A 16,164-nucleotide genomic window follows, 5' to 3' on the forward strand; every position below is an offset into this window, starting at 1 on the left:
ATAAAAAATACCTGACACATTTTCAAACGTGTATCAGGTAATACACAATGCACAAATGGGGGCACGAAGGCCCCCATCAATTCGTTAGGTCAACGAGGATTAAAGTGAACGTTGAACTTCAACCGTCTCGAATACTTCGATTTGGTCGCCAACTTTAACGTCGTTGTAGTTCTTAACGCCGATACCACATTCCATACCGTTACGAACTTCTTGCACGTCGTCTTTAAAGCGACGAAGTGATTCAAGTTCACCTTCATAGATAACAACGTTATCACGAAGTACACGGATAGGTGCGCTGCGTTTAACAATACCTTCAGTAACCATACAGCCTGCAATTGCACCAATCTTCGGTGACTTAAACACGTCACGTACTTCAGCAAGACCGATGATCTCTTGCTTAAATTCTGGTGCAAGCATACCTGACATCGCCTGTTTCACTTCTTCAATCAGGCTGTAGATAACGCTGTAGTAACGTAGGTCTAGGTTCTCAGCTTCAATCACTTTACGTGCAGATGCGTCAGCACGTACGTTAAAGCCAACAACGATTGCATTTGAAGCCGCTGCTAAAGTAGCGTCAGTTTCAGTAATACCACCTACACCTGAACCTACAATCTTCACTTTTACTTCATCAGTAGAAAGCTTAGTTAATGAATCAGAAATTGCTTCAATTGAACCTTGTACGTCAGCTTTAAGTACCACGTTAACTTCTGATACATCGCCCTCAGTCATGTTAGCAAACATGTTTTCAAGCTTCGCTTTCTGTTGACGTGCAAGCTTCACTTCGCGGAATTTACCTTGACGATACAATGCTACTTCACGTGCTTTACGCTCGTCACGAACAACCGTTGCTTCATCACCTGCTGCTGGGATACCAGATAGACCTAGAATCTCAACTGGGATAGATGGACCTGCCGACTTGATGTCTTTACCGTTCTCATCTTTCATCGCACGAACGCGGCCGTATTCTAGACCACACAGTACAATATCACCTTGGTTAAGCGTACCTGATTGAACAAGGATAGATGCAACTGGACCACGACCTTTATCTAGGCGCGATTCAATAACAACACCTGCCGCCATACCTTCAGTCGGGGCAGTAAGCTCAAGGATTTCAGCCTGCATTAGTACTGCTTCAAGAAGATCATCAATGCCTAGACCTGTTTTCGCAGAGATGTGTACGAATTGCGTGTCACCACCCCACTCTTCAGGGATAACGTCAAGCTGTGCTAATTCGTTCTTAACGCGATCTGGGTCGATACCTTCTTTATCCATCTTGTTTACTGCGATGATTAAAGGAACACCTGCAGCACGGGCGTGCTGAACCGCTTCTTTAGTCTGTGGCATTACACCATCATCTGCTGCCACAACAAGGATTACGATATCCGTTGCTTTCGCACCACGAGCACGCATTGAGGTAAACGCTGCGTGTCCAGGAGTATCAAGGAAAGTGATCATGTGACCGTTTGTTTCAACGTGGTATGCACCGATGTGCTGGGTAATACCACCGGCCTCGCCAGAGGCAACCTTCGCTGAACGAATGTAGTCAAGCGTTGATGTTTTACCGTGGTCAACGTGACCCATAACTGTAACAACTGGCGCACGAGGAACGGCTTTACCTTCTTCGTTACGATCGCTTAGTACTTTCTCTTCTAGTTCGTTTTCACGAACAACAACCACTTTGTGACCCATTTCTTCAGCAACTAATTGCGCTGTTTCTTGGTCAATTACTTGGTTGATGGTAACCATGTCGCCCATTTTCATCATGGTCTTAACGACTTCAGCACCTTTAACAGCCATACGAGAAGCAAGTTCAGCAACTGTGATAGTCTCACCGATGCGCACTTCTGCTTTCTTATCCGCTACTGGCTTTTGGAAACCGTGTTGTAATGATGTAGGCGCTTTTAGCTTACCTTTTTTACCTTTACCAAATTTTAAAGGTACTTCAACTTCTTTGCCTTTCGGCTTTTTCTTTTTACGACGCGCGCTTTTCTCTTCGCGTGCATCTGACTCGTCTTCTGCTTCACGAGCATAAGTAGAAGTAGTTAGGTGGTGATCAGCCGTTTCTTCACGGCGTTTACGCTCCTCTTCTTCTTGCTTCCAGCGTGCTTCGTTTTCTTCAGCTAGGCGACGAGCTTCTTCTGCTTGACGTTGTGCTTCTTCTTCAGCTTTCTTCAATGCTGCCTCTTCTGCTTCTTTCTGTAAGCGCTCAGCTTCTTCACGTTCTTTCTGAGTTTGCGCCTCATCCTTTGCAGAACCTTTACTTTCTTTGCGCTGTGCTTCGGCTTTACGCTTCGCTTCTTCTTTGGCTTTACGATCAGCTTCTTCTTTAGCCTTACGATCTGCCTCTTCTTTCGCCTTACGTTCAGCGTCTTCTTTCGCCTTACGCTCAGCTTCTAACTTAGCCGCTTCAAGACGCGCTTGCTCTTCAGCTTCTAAACGCGCTTGTTCTTGCTGTTCCTCTAGGGCACTTTTCTTCACGTAGGTGCGCTTTTTGCGCACTTCTACTTGAACCGCTTTCGCTTTGCCCGTAGAGCCTGTCACGCTTAGCGTACTTTTCTTTTTACGCTGCAGCGTCATGCGCTCTGGACCTGAAACACCAGAACCGCCATGTTGCTTTGACAAATGATCAAGCAATTGAGCTTTTTCTGACTCGTTTACCTGGTCATCAGCTTGCTTTTTAATGCCAGCACTGTCCAATTGCTGGAGCAATTTATCAACAGTTGTACCAATGTCCTCGGCTAGTTTTGCTACACTTACTTCTGCCATGTTGTTTGTTACCTCCGTTAATAAATTACTCTTCACCGAACCAGCAGATATTACGTGCAGCCATGATTAGGTCGCCCGCTTCCTGTTCAGAAAGCTCAGTAATTTCTACTAGTTCGTCAATTCCTTGCTCAGCTAGATCTTCAAGTGTGATTACACCTTTGCTTGCCATGACATAGGCAAGGTGACGATCTAAACCTTCAAGGCTTAATAGGTCTTCTGCTGGTTCAGCACCTTCAAGACTTTCCTCGTCTTTCAACGCTTTCGTTGTTAAAGCGTCTTTGGCACGGTTACGCAGCTCTTCGACGGTGTCTTCATCAAGACCATCGATTTCTAAGAATTCGCTTGTTGGTACATACGCAACTTCTTCAAGTGTTGAGAAGCCTTCACCAATTAATAGCGCTGCGAAGTCATCATCAATATCCAAGCCCTCAGTAAATAGAGAGATTAGCTTGTCTGATTCAGCCTGGTTTTTAGACTGCATGTCTTCAACCGTCATTACGTTTAGCTCCCAGCCTGTTAATTGGCTAGCTAGACGTACGTTTTGGCCGTTACGGCCAATCGCTTGCGCAAGGTTGTCAGATTCAACTGCGATATCCATAGAACGTGAATCTTCGTCCATTACGATAGATGCAACCTCGGCTGGGGCCATTGCGTTGATAACGAATTGCGCTGGGTTATCATCGTAAAGCACGATATCAACACGCTCACCGCCCAACTCTGAAGATACGGCCTGCACACGTGCACCACGCATACCTACGCACGCACCCACTGGGTCGATACGTTTGTCGTTCGACTTAACAGCGATTTTTGCACGAGAACCAGGATCGCGAGCTGCCGAACGAAGTTCAATCATCTCTTCACCGATTTCTGGCACTTCGATGCGGAATAGTTCCATTAGCATCTCAGGCTTAGAACGAGTCACGAATAATTGTGCGCCACGAGCTTCTGGACGAACTGCGTATAACAAGCCACGTACACGGTCGCCTGGACGGAAGTTTTCACGCGGTAACATATCGTCACGGTAAATAACTGCTTCTGCGTTGTTGCCTAAATCCAGGATGATTGCATCACGGCTTGCCTTCTTAACAACGCCCGTTACCAATTCACCTTCTTGATCTTTATAAGCTTCAACAACAAGCGCGCGCTCAGCTTCACGTACTTTTTGTACGATAACTTGCTTGGCCATTTGCGTTGTAATACGGTCAAACTTGATTGACTCGATCTGTTCTTCAACGAAGTCACCTAGTTGCTTTTCTGGTTCTTCAACCTGCGCAGCTTCAAGGGTGATTTCGCGATACGGGTTTTCTAAGCTGCCATCTTCTTGCGCTTCTACGATCTGCCAGCGACGGAACGTGTCGTACTCACCTGTTTTACGGTCGATAGATACGCGTACATCAATGTCACCATCGTGTTTTTTCTTTGTTGCGGTCGCTAGTGCGAACTCTAATGCTTCAAAAATTTTCTCTTTGGGGACCGCTTTTTCATTGGAAACGGCTTCCGCCACCAATAGGATTTCTTTTGCCATAGGTATTGCCTCGCTTGCCCTATTCCTTCGCACTGAAATTAAAGTTTGGCGATGATGTTCGCACGCTCAACGTTGCTGATCATGAGCATAAACTCTTCATTATCAACATTGATTGTGATCATATCACCGTTAACTGCTACTAGGTCGCCTTTAAAATTACGACGACCATCTTGTGGAAGCTTGGTTCTCAATCTGACTTCTTCACCCACTGCATTTTGATAATGTTCTGGTTTGAACAGTGGACGATCTACGCCAGGTGATGACACTTCCAAATCGTATTCATTAGTAATTGGATCTTCTACATCGAGGATCGCACCAACTTGTCGAGAGACATCAGCACAGTTATCCACCGTGATCCCGTCTGGATGGTCGATATACACACGCAGTGTAGAATGGCGACCCGCTTGAATGAACTCAAGCCCCAGAAGCTCAAAGCCTATCGCTTCGACCGCCGGTGTTAACATCTCAGTTAATGTTTGTTCGAGCTTTGTCACGAAACTTCTCCATAGAAACAAAAAAAGGGCTAAAGCCCCATTTTCAATACAGATACAATAACGCCCCGAACCAAGCGGGGCGTCACACTGGAAATATCTACTGGAAAGTAAACACTTCCTGATTTTCTGTGCGGCCTAGGGCCAAGCTTGGCTGCGGGCTGTATCTGTACGATAAACCGCTGCGACGACTTAGCAAAATCTCTTCTGCTAAACGCAAAACGCGCATTTCAGAGAATGCGCGAACTTCAATCAGCAACCAAAGGAGAACCTTTAGCTGTTTAAAAATCTGCTGCATGAAGCGCTAGCTGACGCTGTGCTTCATTAATGGCACCTATTATAGTGCCGTGGTTATCAATAAGCAACCATCGATAACGCCTAAAGCCTGATTTAACAAGGCCTTTACATAAAAAAACCAAGCTAAATGCTTGGTCTCTTTATTTGGTGCCGTGAGCGGGACTTGAACCCGCACGAGCTATGCTCACCACCCCCTCAAGATGGCGTGTCTACCAATTCCACCACCACGGCTTAATTTTTTTAGTTAGGAACGTCAGTGTTAGTGTTCTTTGGTTCCTCAACTGGGATATCGCTTGCTGCGTCGTTCACGGTTTCAACCGCTGGAGCTGCTTCTAGATTTTCCCATTGATCTGTCTTCTTGATTTGGCCTGCAGTTAGGTTACCTAACACGATGCTCAAAATGAAGAATACAGTTGCTAACACTGTGGTCGTTTTAGTCATAAAGTTACCAGCGCCTGACGAACCGAAAACGGTTGCAGATGCACCAGCACCGAATGACGAACCCATGTCAGCGCCTTTACCTTGTTGAATTAACACAAAACCAATCAGTGCAATTGCAACAATCAAATAAACTACTAAAAGAATCTCGTACATTTAATTCTATCCTTTTGCACTTTCACAGATACTAATGAAGGCATCCGTCTTAAGACTTGCTCCGCCAATTAGGCCACCGTCAATGTCTTGCTGTGCAAATAATTCACTACTGTTTTTTTCGTTTACGCTGCCACCGTATAGGATAAGCAAGCGCTGTGCTATCTCGCTGTCTAACGACGCAATTTTTGCACGAATAAATTGGTGTACTTGTTGAGCTTGTTCTGGCGATGCAGTTTTACCTGTGCCTATGGCCCAAACCGGCTCGTATGCTATCACAGATTGCTTAAGACCAGCCACACCTAATTTTCTAACCACTGCGTCAATTTGCGCACTGATTACAGATTCTGTTTCGTTTTGCTCTCGTTGTTGCTCAGTTTCACCAACACACAACACAGGAACTAATCCCTGCTGCTGTGCCATTACGAACTTATCGGCAACAACCTCATCGCTCTCACCAAAAATATGGCGACGCTCCGAGTGACCAACCAGTGCATACTCTGCACCTAAGTCTTTTGCTAAACTTGCTTGTATCTCACCTGTGTATGCACCCGCCTCAAATTCTGACACTGTTTGCACACCGGTTTTAACGCCTAATTTGGCGCATTCACCTACAAGTAAAGCTGGAACAAAAAGCGCTACATCAACATCTTCACCAGAAACCGCATTTATTTCATTTGCCATTTCATTTAGTAGTTCAAGTGAACCGTTTAACTTCCAGTTACCTGCCACAAAAGGCTTACGTGATGCCATGTTTTACTCCATGTTCGAAAGCGGGCGAGATACTATCGTGACTCGCCCAAAGTTACAAGATAATATTTTTGCAAAAGCGTTTAACTGCTCACACTTTCAACAACTTGGGCGATTTTCTGACTAAAATCGAGGACTTGTTTCTCTTGCTCTGCTTCAACCATGACACGCACAACAGGTTCAGTACCGGATTTGCGTAACAGCACACGACCTTTGCCTGCAAGTAATTGCTCAACTTCTGCAACGACTGCCTTCACTTGGGGCGCGACCGTTGGATCTGTACCTGCCTTGTAGCACACGTTAATCATGTTCATTGGATACTTAACAAAACCCTGGCCTAAATCGCGCAGTGTTTTATTGGTTGTTACCATCGCAGCCAACACTTGTAGACTTGAGATAATGCCGTCACCTGTGCTGATCAAATCCAAGTTAAGTACGTGTCCAGAACTTTCACCACCAATTTTCCAGCCTTTTTCTTTCAGCAGCGCCATTACATAGCGGTCACCTACTTTAGAACGAGCAAATTCAATACCTTTCGCTTGAAGGGCATTTTCTAGGCCCATGTTTGACATCACAGTACCAACAACACCACCACCCAACTGGCCTTGTTCATGCAGTAAGTTTGCGATGATATATACAATATCGTCACCATCGAATATATGGCCTTTGTGATCCACCATCATCACGCGGTCACCGTCACCGTCGTAGGCAATGCCCACATCTGCATTCTCTTCGAGCACTTTACGCTTCAATGCTGCGACATCTGTGGCACCACATTTCGCATTGATGTTTAGACCATTTGGTTCACAGGCAAAGGTAATAACTTGTGCACCCAGTTCCTGCATTACTGCGGGTGCGATGTGATAAGTTGCGCCATTGGCACAATCAAGTACTATTTTAAGCCCCTCTAGTGATTTACCTTGCGGGAACTGGCTCTTACAGAATTCGATATAACGCCCATCAGCGCTAACAAGGCGGCGCGCCTTACCAAGTTTTTCAGATGGCACGCATTCCATGTCTCGGTCCATCATGGCTTCAATTTCAAGTTCCACTTCATCAGGTAACTTAAGACCTTCACTTGAGAAGAATTTGATACCGTTATCGTGATAAGGGTTGTGCGATGCACTAATAACAATACCCGCTTCTGCACGGAAAGTTTGCGTTAGGTAAGCAACGGCAGGCGTTGGCATTGGACCAAGTAAAACGACATCAATGCCCGCAGCAATAAGACCAGACTCGAGTGATGTTTCCAGTAAATAACCTGAAATACGAGTATCTTTACCGATGATGACCTTGCGCGTGCCTATTTTTGAAAAGACTTTTCCCGCAGCCCAGCCAAGCTTAAGTGCGAATTCTGGCGTGATTGGATATTCACCAACTAGGCCTCTTACGCCGTCGGTACCAAAATATTTTCTGTTGCTCATACGTTTCTTTCCTAAGCGTTATACTGCTGATTGCGCTTGCAACGGGTTCGTTGTTGCTTCATGCACCCGAACCACGTCCATTGTTTCTTTTACATCATGTACTCGGACAATAACGGCACCTTTTTGCATACAAATTAGAGCACCTGCTAGGCTTGCACTTAGACGCTCATCCGCACTGCGGTTGAGCAATTGTCCGAACATGGATTTCCTTGATAGCCCCGTCAGTATTGGGTAGCCCAAGCTTTTCAGCTGCTCTAACTCATTGAGCAATTTATAGTTATGCTGGAGCGACTTACCAAAACCAAAACCCGGGTCAATAATAATGTTTTTAGCTGAGATACCCGCGTCAACGCAGCACTGCGCGCGCTGTGCTAAATAATCGGCCACTTCTTGTGTGACATTGGTATAGTCAGGCGCAGTTTGCATTGAACGTGGTTGCCCCTTCATATGCATTATGCATACTGGCACATTAGCCTTAGCCGCAACTTCAAGAGCTCCGGGCTCTTCAAGTGCACGCACATCATTGATGATATCTGCACCGGCCTGAACTGCCGCTTGCATAACAGCAGCTTTACTTGTGTCTATCGATATCACGCAATCACTACGTTCACGAATCGCTTGGATAACCGGAATTACACGTTCTAATTCTTCTTGTTCAAGCACATCTGCTGCACCTGGGCGCGTAGACTCGCCACCTACATCGATTATATTGGCGCCTTCGCCAAGCATTTTCATCGCTCGATTGACAGCGCTGTCGATATCATTGTGCTGGCCGCCATCAGAAAAAGAATCTGGAGTTACGTTGAGGATCCCCATTACCTGTGGGGTTGTGAGGTCGAGTTGACGGCCTCGAGGTAAAAGTAGCATTGTTATTATTGTCTCTGTAAAGAGGCCATCCCAGACTCTACCTTGGAGCGGCAGCTCAAGAGTGAGTCGGTAAAGTCTAAGATGGAAAAGCCCCAAAGGTATATGGGACTATTGGTTTACTTGTCGTCTTGTGTACTTGGCTTATCGTCAGTACTTGGTGCAGGCTCTTTATCCTTCACCGCATCTGCCTTTGCCTTAGATTTATCTTGATGCTTTAGGTCATGAGCGTCGCTTGGTGGGCGCACTTCACGACGAGCCATCAAGTCATCTATTTGCTTCGCATCAATGGTTTCGTACTTCATTAGCGCGTCTTTCATGGTGTGTAGAATATCCATGTTGTCACGCAAAATTTGTTCAGCGCGTTGATAGTTACGATCAGACAGTTCGCGTACTTCAACGTCGATAGCTTTTGCAGTCTCATCGGACATACTCATGCTACGAGACGAACCTCGACCCATGAATACTTCGCCTTCTTCTTCAGCATAAAGAAGCGGTCCCATTTTCGCGCTTAAGCCCCATTGGGTAACCATTTTACGGGCGATTTGTGTCGCTCGCTCAATGTCATTACTCGCACCCGTTGTTACCTTATCGTCGCCGTATATCAAGGCTTCAGCGATACGACCACCGTATAAGCTTGAAATCATCGACTCTAAGTGCTCTTTTGAGTGACTTACACGGTCTTGTTCTGGCAAGTACATGGTCACACCCAACGCACGGCCGCGTGGAATAATAGATACTTTATAAACAGGATCATGCTCTGGCACCATACGTCCCACAATAGCGTGGCCCGCTTCGTGATATGCAGTCATCTCTTTTTCTTGCTCAGACATCACCATTGACTTGCGCTCAGCACCCATCATGATCTTATCTTTCGCAGCATCGAATTCGGCCATGCTAACAACACGTTTATTACCACGTGCGGCAAACAATGCAGCTTCATTCACGAGGTTTGCCAAGTCAGCACCTGAGAAACCTGGTGTACCGCGCGCAATAACTGACGCTTCCACGTCATCCGCTAGAGGCACTTTGCGCATGTGTACTTTCAAAATCTGCTCACGACCACGGATGTCTGGCAGACCAACGACAACTTGACGGTCAAAACGACCAGGACGAAGTAATGCTGGGTCTAAAACATCAGGTCGGTTGGTTGCAGCGATAACGATGATACCTTCGTTACCCTCAAAACCATCCATTTCTACAAGCATTTGGTTAAGTGTTTGCTCACGCTCATCGTGACCACCACCCATGCCGGCACCACGTTGACGGCCTACAGCATCGATTTCATCGATGAAGATGATACAAGGTGCAGCCTTTTTCGCTTGCTCGAACATATCGCGCACACGTGATGCACCGACACCCACAAACATCTCTACGAAATCAGAACCAGAGATTGTGAAAAATGGTACTTTCGCCTCCCCTGCAACGGCCTTAGCTAAAAGCGTTTTACCGGTACCTGGAGGGCCGACCATCAACACACCTTTAGGAATGCTGCCACCAAGCTTTTGGAACTTCGAAGGATCGCGTAGGAAATCTACAAGCTCCGTGACGTCTTCTTTTGCTTCGTCACAACCTGCAACGTCTGCAAATGTCGTCTTCACTTGATCTTCGCTCATCAGGCGCGCTTTACTCTTACCGAAAGACATTGCGCCCTTACCGCCACCGCCTTGCATTTGACGCATGAAGAATATCCACACACCAATAAGCAATAACATTGGGAACCAAGAAACAAAGATAGTCGCTAAGAACGACTGCTCTTCTGGAAGAACACCTTTAACGTTGACGTCGTTTTTCAACAAGTCGTTGATCAAGTCTTCGTCGTACATTGGCATGACTGTTTGGAAACGATCGCCATTGGTTTTAACCCCGGTGATCATGCCTGTGCCGCGGTCCATTACTACTTCACGTAACTGTTGATTACGCACGTCCTTTACAAATTGTGTATAACTGGTTTGTCTATCGAGATTGTCTGAGCCATTAAAGCCCTGAAAAACCGACATTAAAACCACGGCAATAACGAGCCAGAGTATTAAATTCTTTGCCATATCACTCAAGGTGTTAACCTCTTGTATCTAAATTAATTAAATTCAACTTTTCCCGACAACTGTACTACAGTTTGTAGCCTGTCGCTACTACATATACCTCGCGAGAACGCGGTCTCGACGCATCGGGCTTGCGGATTTTTACTGTTTTGAAACAGTCACGAACATCTTTCACAAACTGGTCAAACCCTTCACCTTGGAACACTTTTACCGCAAAAGCACCGTTCTTTTTGAGAACTTGGTGACACATATCCAGTGCTAATTCCACCAAATACATACTTCCAGCTTGGTCGGTACTCATGTTTCCGCTCATGTTAGGCGCCATATCTGAGAACACAACATCGACATTCTTACCGTTAATACGTTGCAACAACGCATTTAGCACAGCTTCTTCACGAAAATCACCTTGCAAGAAATCCACACCAGCGAGCGAGTCCATTGGCAGTATGTCACATGCAACCACCTGACCATTGTCACCTACTTGCTGAGCGAGGTATTGCGACCAACTGCCAGGTGCTGCACCTAAGTCGACAACCGTCATACCTTGGCGCAGTAATTTGTCTTTTTGCTGTATTTCTTCAAGCTTGAACACAGCTCGAGAACGCCACCCTTGCTTTTGCGCTTCGTGCACATAGTGGTCGTCGAAATGCTCTTTGAGCCAACGCTTCGAGCTCGCAGAGTGTTTTTTATTCGTCATAAATTACACGTAACTTAATAGTATTATCTGCTAGATGGCGTTAGAATACCGATAATTCAAGCTCGAATCAGCAAAATTTAGAAAATCTATGAAACTATCGAATAAACAAAAGCAGTATCTCAAAAGCCTTGCACATCCGCTTAAGCCAGTGGTGTTGCTGGGTGCGAACGGCTTAACTGAAGGCGTTATTGCGGAAATAGACAGTGCTTTGAATATTCACGAGTTGATCAAAGTACGTGTGCCAACTAACGATCGCGAGACCAAAGCGCTTATTTTTGAAGCGATCATCCGTGAAACTGGTGCGCATAAAGTACAAGCAATTGGTCACATCATTGCTCTGTATCGACAAAGTGAAGACCGCAAGATTCAATTACCTCGCAGTTAAAAAGCTTCCACAAAAAAGGTTAGCATCGCTGACCTTTTTTATTTAAAGTCCTTTCTAAGCACTAAGCTTTGCGCTCCATTACCAACAATTGGTCAATAAACTGTGTGGTCAATTCATTAATCAGCCCAGTCTCTGCATTGAGCAACAGACTAAAGCCGACATTAAGCCGCGGTATTACCACGATGTCAGTACGGTATCCCTGTACCCAGCCGCTGTGATAGTAAATGGTTTCATTATCATATTGATAGATCCGCCAACCCAGACCGTAATGCGCTTGCTTTACATGCTTTTTCCAAATGCGCCGACGCTTCTCTTTCGTGGTAAGTGTGTAAGGTTGCACTTGTGTTTGCAGTGCTTCTAAAGACAAAACGCTTGGGTACATACCCAGTTGCGCCTTGAGCCATTGCACCATGTCCGCGGCACTGGCATTCACGCCTGCGGCAGGAAGCACCTTGTAATAGTTCTTCTTAAGGCGCGCTGTGTGCCAGCTTTTTCTTCCTCTTACATGAGGGTAGGCGTAATTATCATCAGCAATCATGCCCTCATAACCGACACTGGCATGGCGCATACGTAACGGTCTGAAAATAAATTCCTGCATCCACGTTTCGTAATCCATGCCGCTGGCACGCTCAATAACATCGCCAACGAGTGAAAACATCACATTTTGATAACCATAACATTGCCCTGGCTGACAAATCGGTTCAACTTGAAGCAGACGCTCCACAATATCTGGGTAGGACATGCGTGATTCGATAAGGTTGTCATAAGCATTGGGCACCAAGCCACTGCCATGACTCAATAGATGAGAAACCTTAAGCGAATTTTGATACTGCGTATTTTTCAGTTCAGGAATGTACTTATCAACAGGTGCATCAAGGTCTATCACGCCTTGAGCATCGAGTTTTGCAGCCAAAGAACCCGCAAACGTTTTTGATACGGAGGCAAGACGAAAACGCGTGTTGACGTCAACTTGACGCCCTTTTTTTAATTTTGTTTTCCCAAAACCCAACGCAATCGAGGGGTAATCACCATGAACAATCGACAGTGCCGCACCGGGTATCTTTTTTTGTTCAAGTTGACGCTCAAGATCGGAAACATAGGAATCAACAAAGTCATGCCAATGATTGGCATCCGCGGCTGGTTTACTTGCTTGAGAAGATGTAGGAGCCAAAAACATCAAGGCAAATAAACACAGTAAGGAAGTTAAACTCTTCTTTCTCATTATTTTTGTTTTTGTTCAGTAAGACGCTTATTGAAGCAAATAATATCATGAAGTTTAGGTTAAACTCACGTACAATACAGCGTTTGAATCTGCAGGCCGATACTTGGGATTGAAAAACGCTTTATGCGCAAGGTGCTATCTTAACAATGCGCCTTTGGGTATGGGCTTTTTAATAACAACAATGGCTGAGTATAACTTATTTCGAGCCCGAGTTTGTAACTAAGAGTTTTTAAAACGATGACTAAAAATATATTAAAAAGTGGATTAGTTTTTACAACGCTTGTGCTTGTGGGCTGTAGTAGTTTCAACGTGCCGATGCCAGTGCTAGAGTCACAAACGGAACGTGTAGTCATGCCGGCGAAGCCTACACTAAGTGAGCGCACTTATGTACTTGAGTATCAAATTGAGCATCAGAGCCCGCGTTTAAAATCAGTGCAATTACCTGCTCATCCAGTCAATCGTGGTCAGACTGTAGTCATCGACAGTCAGCAGGTTGCCTTGACCGATCGTTTGCGTAATAGACTGATAGCCATTTTCAATGAAAAAGAATTGATTGTTATCAACGATCCTAAACAAGCGGATTATATGTTGAGTATCAACCAGCTAGACATCAGTGAAACTGACGATGCTGAGTACACTCTTAGCAACGGACATATTCTGAGTAAAGAAGATCTCCAGGAGCAGTTGGCAAAGCAAAAATGCAGCAACATATCTGGTTCAGTTAGCATGAAATTAACTCATCAATCTTCAAAGGATGTGGTGTGGTTTGCGAAGTCATCCTTAGACACGGCAAGCTTCCAACGCAATCCTTTGCGTTGGAAGCTAACTCTGACAGACAGTATTGAGAACCAAGAGCAGGTTCAGCAATTTGTAGAAACGCATAATTCACCGGACGCGCTCGCCGAGCGTGGTGATAAACCCGCTCCTGTTGCCCCAAGCTACCAGATTGTAACTAAGTCTTCAGAGCTCGAGAAAATTGCTGGAGCTTGCACCACGACAGAAGTGAGTGCCTTGGTTCCTGATCTACACTATTACCTCAGCGGCATCATACTTGAGAAAATAAGTATCAATTAAATTGGGCGACTCACCTAGAGTCGCTTACTTCCTACAATTTCTTACAGTTTGTAGTAGTAACTGTCATTACAATAAAAATAAAAAAGCGTGACACTATGCCAATGCGTTGTTTATTTATATGCGTTTTACTTCTACTCTCGAGCACCAGTTTCGCGAGTAACCGTTACTACTCTGACAATCAACTCGAGCCGCAACAAGGCTTCAACTGGGATTGGAGTATTGGTGCTGGTTATTACATTGAAGACTCCTATTTAGTTGGCTTAGATTCCTATGACGATGGCCTAGAGCCAGATTTAAACCTAGTTATCACCTACGATAAATTTTACTTAGACGTTGATCACAGTCAGCTCAGTGGTGGCATGGTGATTGGCTATTCGCTGATTGATAAATATGAGTGGGGGCTTGATATCGTCGGCACGAACGTGCAATCAGGCTTTGACGAAACTGGGCTAAAAGTCTATGACCGTGACGTGGTTGAAGAGCTCAAAGGCATCGACAGACGACACTATGATTTTGACGTAGGTTTGAGAATGTCGCGCCGTTTTGAAGATAGCCAAATCTCGTTTGAAATGTTGCATGATGTCACTGGTACGCATAATGGCTGGATATTCACGGGCTTCTTAACCAGTATTGAACAATACCGCAATTGGGAGTTCCGTGCGGGCATGGGGATCAACTATTATTCCAGCGATTTCACCGATTATTATTTTGGTATCGCACCGCATGAAGCCACCACAGAGCGACCAATTTACAACGCCACATCCTCACATTCATATGTTTTAGAATTTCATGCTGAATACCCTTTAACACAAAACTGGGTGTTTTTAGCGGGTTGGCTTTCCACTTGGTTTTCAGAAGGAATTGCTGATAGCCCAATTATTTCTCAGTCATATCAGCATAAGGCCAAGGTAGGCGTGCGCTATGTCTTTTAAACACTCACTTTTCACCCTTGTTTTAGGGGTGCAACCTCTTATTTACGCGTCTGCTGCAGATAACCCAAGCGAAGACAATGCGTTATTGTCGACACCCAATACCTGCGTCGCATTACGCCAAGGCCGGACATGTTATTCAGACATTACCTTTAACTGGCAGGTAAACAGTGAGGATCGGTATTGTATACGCCGAGCAGATAACAGTAAGCCGCTGCATTGTTGGGAGCGCACTTTGCGCGGTGAGATCAGCATTGATTTTGCCAGTGCAACAGCACAAAGCTATGAACTCTTTCATGTTACCACTCAGCAAGTGCTCGCGCGCAGCGAAGTAAAAGTACAATGGGTTTACACCAGTAAACAGAGAAAGCGCAGGTGGAGATTATTTTAAATGAGCCAAGAGCCACATATTTTAGTTGTTGAAGACGATGTGTCACTGAGTGAGTGGATGGCTGACTTTTTGACTCAGAATGGATACAAAGTAGGTATTTGTGACAATGGCCTACAGGTTGAAGATTATGTTCGTGCACAGCAGCCTGATTTGATCTTGTTAGATATCATGTTGCCCGGTTTGGACGGCATTAGCGTTTGCACGCGCTTGCGCCAATTTTATCAACAACCCATTATTATGCTTACTGCCCGAGATGATGAACTCGATGAGGTGATTGGTCTTGAAGTTGGTGCCAGTGATTACATCGCCAAACCTGCACGCCCACGAGTATTGCTGGCACGCATCAAAGCGAATTTACGAGACGCCAGTGAGGAGCAACCTAGCACCAGTGTACAAACACACCTTAATGTTGGGCAATTACATATCGATATGCAGTCACACAGGGTATCCTTTGGCAAAGAAAACATAGAGTTATCTCATGCGGAATTCTCTTTGCTTGCTTACCTTGCACAACACGCCGGTGAAGTCGTTGACCGCGATTCGGTGTTCAAAGCGGTAAAAGGTCGAGAGTATGACGGTTTGGATCGCAGTGTGGACGTCGTTATATCGGCTCTGCGCAAACGATTCAACGACAGTGGCAATCAACCCCAGCGTATCAAAACGATATGGGGTAAAGGCTACTTACTGGTTAAAGATGCGTGGTAATAGCTAGGTTC

Annotated in this window: 16 protein-coding genes and 1 tRNA gene; 5 read left to right on the forward strand and 12 right to left on the reverse strand. The window is 45.4% G+C overall.

The window, feature by feature from the left end; all coding sequences use genetic code 11:
* Window positions 1-99: 99 nt before the first annotated feature.
* From infB to rlmE, 11 genes are all read right to left on the reverse strand, one after another.
* The gene (gene infB / locus V1358_RS02885; protein WP_347392522.1) at window positions 100-2,766 is read right to left on the reverse strand and encodes a translation initiation factor IF-2; all 2,667 of its coding nucleotides are present in this window, start codon (window positions 2,764-2,766) and stop codon (window positions 100-102) included.
* Window positions 2,767-2,791: 25 nt separating this feature from the next.
* The gene (gene nusA / locus V1358_RS02890) at window positions 2,792-4,291 is read right to left on the reverse strand and encodes a transcription termination factor NusA (RefSeq protein WP_347389054.1); all 1,500 of its coding nucleotides are present in this window, start codon (window positions 4,289-4,291) and stop codon (window positions 2,792-2,794) included.
* Between the two features lie 38 nt (window positions 4,292-4,329).
* On the reverse strand, window positions 4,330-4,785 hold the full coding sequence (gene rimP / locus V1358_RS02895; protein ID WP_347389053.1) for a ribosome maturation factor RimP: 456 nt from the start codon (window positions 4,783-4,785) through the stop codon (window positions 4,330-4,332).
* Window positions 4,786-4,882: 97 nt separating this feature from the next.
* Window positions 4,883-5,080, reverse strand: a complete 198-nt coding sequence (locus V1358_RS02900; RefSeq protein WP_347389052.1) for a hypothetical protein — start codon at window positions 5,078-5,080, stop codon at window positions 4,883-4,885.
* Window positions 5,081-5,224: 144 nt separating this feature from the next.
* Window positions 5,225-5,310, reverse strand: a tRNA-Leu gene (locus V1358_RS02905).
* A gap of 9 nt (window positions 5,311-5,319) precedes the next feature.
* Window positions 5,320-5,673, reverse strand: coding sequence for a preprotein translocase subunit SecG (secG, locus tag V1358_RS02910; protein ID WP_347389051.1), 354 nt, complete (start codon window positions 5,671-5,673; stop codon window positions 5,320-5,322).
* A 6-nt stretch (window positions 5,674-5,679) separates the two neighbouring features.
* Entirely contained in the window at window positions 5,680-6,423 is a 744-nt protein-coding gene (tpiA, locus tag V1358_RS02915; protein ID WP_347392523.1) for a triose-phosphate isomerase, read from the reverse strand.
* An 80-nt stretch (window positions 6,424-6,503) separates the two neighbouring features.
* Window positions 6,504-7,844 (reverse strand): phosphoglucosamine mutase, encoded by a 1,341-nt coding sequence (gene glmM / locus V1358_RS02920; RefSeq protein WP_347392524.1) that lies wholly within the window; start codon window positions 7,842-7,844, stop codon window positions 6,504-6,506.
* Window positions 7,845-7,862: 18 nt separating this feature from the next.
* Window positions 7,863-8,711, reverse strand: a complete 849-nt coding sequence (folP, locus tag V1358_RS02925; protein ID WP_347392525.1) for a dihydropteroate synthase — start codon at window positions 8,709-8,711, stop codon at window positions 7,863-7,865.
* 116 nt (window positions 8,712-8,827) lie between these two features.
* Window positions 8,828-10,753, reverse strand: a complete 1,926-nt coding sequence (gene ftsH / locus V1358_RS02930; RefSeq protein WP_347392526.1) for an ATP-dependent zinc metalloprotease FtsH — start codon at window positions 10,751-10,753, stop codon at window positions 8,828-8,830.
* A 64-nt stretch (window positions 10,754-10,817) separates the two neighbouring features.
* A complete protein-coding gene (gene rlmE, locus V1358_RS02935; RefSeq protein WP_347389046.1) occupies window positions 10,818-11,447 on the reverse strand; it encodes a 23S rRNA (uridine(2552)-2'-O)-methyltransferase RlmE in 630 nt (209 codons plus the stop codon).
* An 88-nt stretch (window positions 11,448-11,535) separates the two neighbouring features.
* Between rlmE and yhbY the strand changes: the two genes are divergently transcribed.
* Window positions 11,536-11,832: a ribosome assembly RNA-binding protein YhbY gene (yhbY, locus tag V1358_RS02940; protein ID WP_347392527.1), complete on the forward strand. Its 297-nt coding sequence runs from the start codon at window positions 11,536-11,538 to the stop codon at window positions 11,830-11,832.
* Between the two features lie 61 nt (window positions 11,833-11,893).
* On the opposite strand, the gene V1358_RS02945 is transcribed toward yhbY, so the two are convergent.
* Window positions 11,894-13,054 carry a serine hydrolase domain-containing protein gene (locus V1358_RS02945; RefSeq protein WP_347389044.1) on the reverse strand — a complete coding sequence of 387 codons (1,161 nt, stop codon included), beginning with the start codon at window positions 13,052-13,054 and terminating at the stop codon, window positions 11,894-11,896.
* A gap of 237 nt (window positions 13,055-13,291) precedes the next feature.
* On the opposite strand from V1358_RS02945, the gene V1358_RS02950 reads away from it, so the two are divergent.
* The 4 genes from V1358_RS02950 (at window position 13,292) to V1358_RS02965 (ending at window position 16,153) form a co-directional block, all read left to right on the forward strand.
* Window positions 13,292-14,128: a hypothetical protein gene (locus V1358_RS02950; protein WP_347392528.1), complete on the forward strand. Its 837-nt coding sequence runs from the start codon at window positions 13,292-13,294 to the stop codon at window positions 14,126-14,128.
* Between the two features lie 95 nt (window positions 14,129-14,223).
* Window positions 14,224-15,060 carry a MipA/OmpV family protein gene (locus tag V1358_RS02955; RefSeq protein ID WP_347392529.1) on the forward strand — a complete coding sequence of 279 codons (837 nt, stop codon included), beginning with the start codon at window positions 14,224-14,226 and terminating at the stop codon, window positions 15,058-15,060.
* Window positions 15,050-15,448 carry a DUF3019 domain-containing protein gene (locus V1358_RS02960; RefSeq protein ID WP_347392530.1) on the forward strand — a complete coding sequence of 133 codons (399 nt, stop codon included), beginning with the start codon at window positions 15,050-15,052 and terminating at the stop codon, window positions 15,446-15,448. The genes V1358_RS02955 and V1358_RS02960 overlap by 11 nt, the downstream gene beginning before the upstream one ends.
* Window positions 15,449-16,153 carry a response regulator gene (locus V1358_RS02965; protein WP_347389040.1) on the forward strand — a complete coding sequence of 235 codons (705 nt, stop codon included), beginning with the start codon at window positions 15,449-15,451 and terminating at the stop codon, window positions 16,151-16,153.
* Window positions 16,154-16,164: the final 11 nt, after the last annotated feature.

This window comes from Pseudoalteromonas pernae, from assembly GCF_039831865.1.
GTDB classification, from domain to species: Bacteria; Pseudomonadota; Gammaproteobacteria; order Enterobacterales; family Alteromonadaceae; genus Pseudoalteromonas; species Pseudoalteromonas pernae.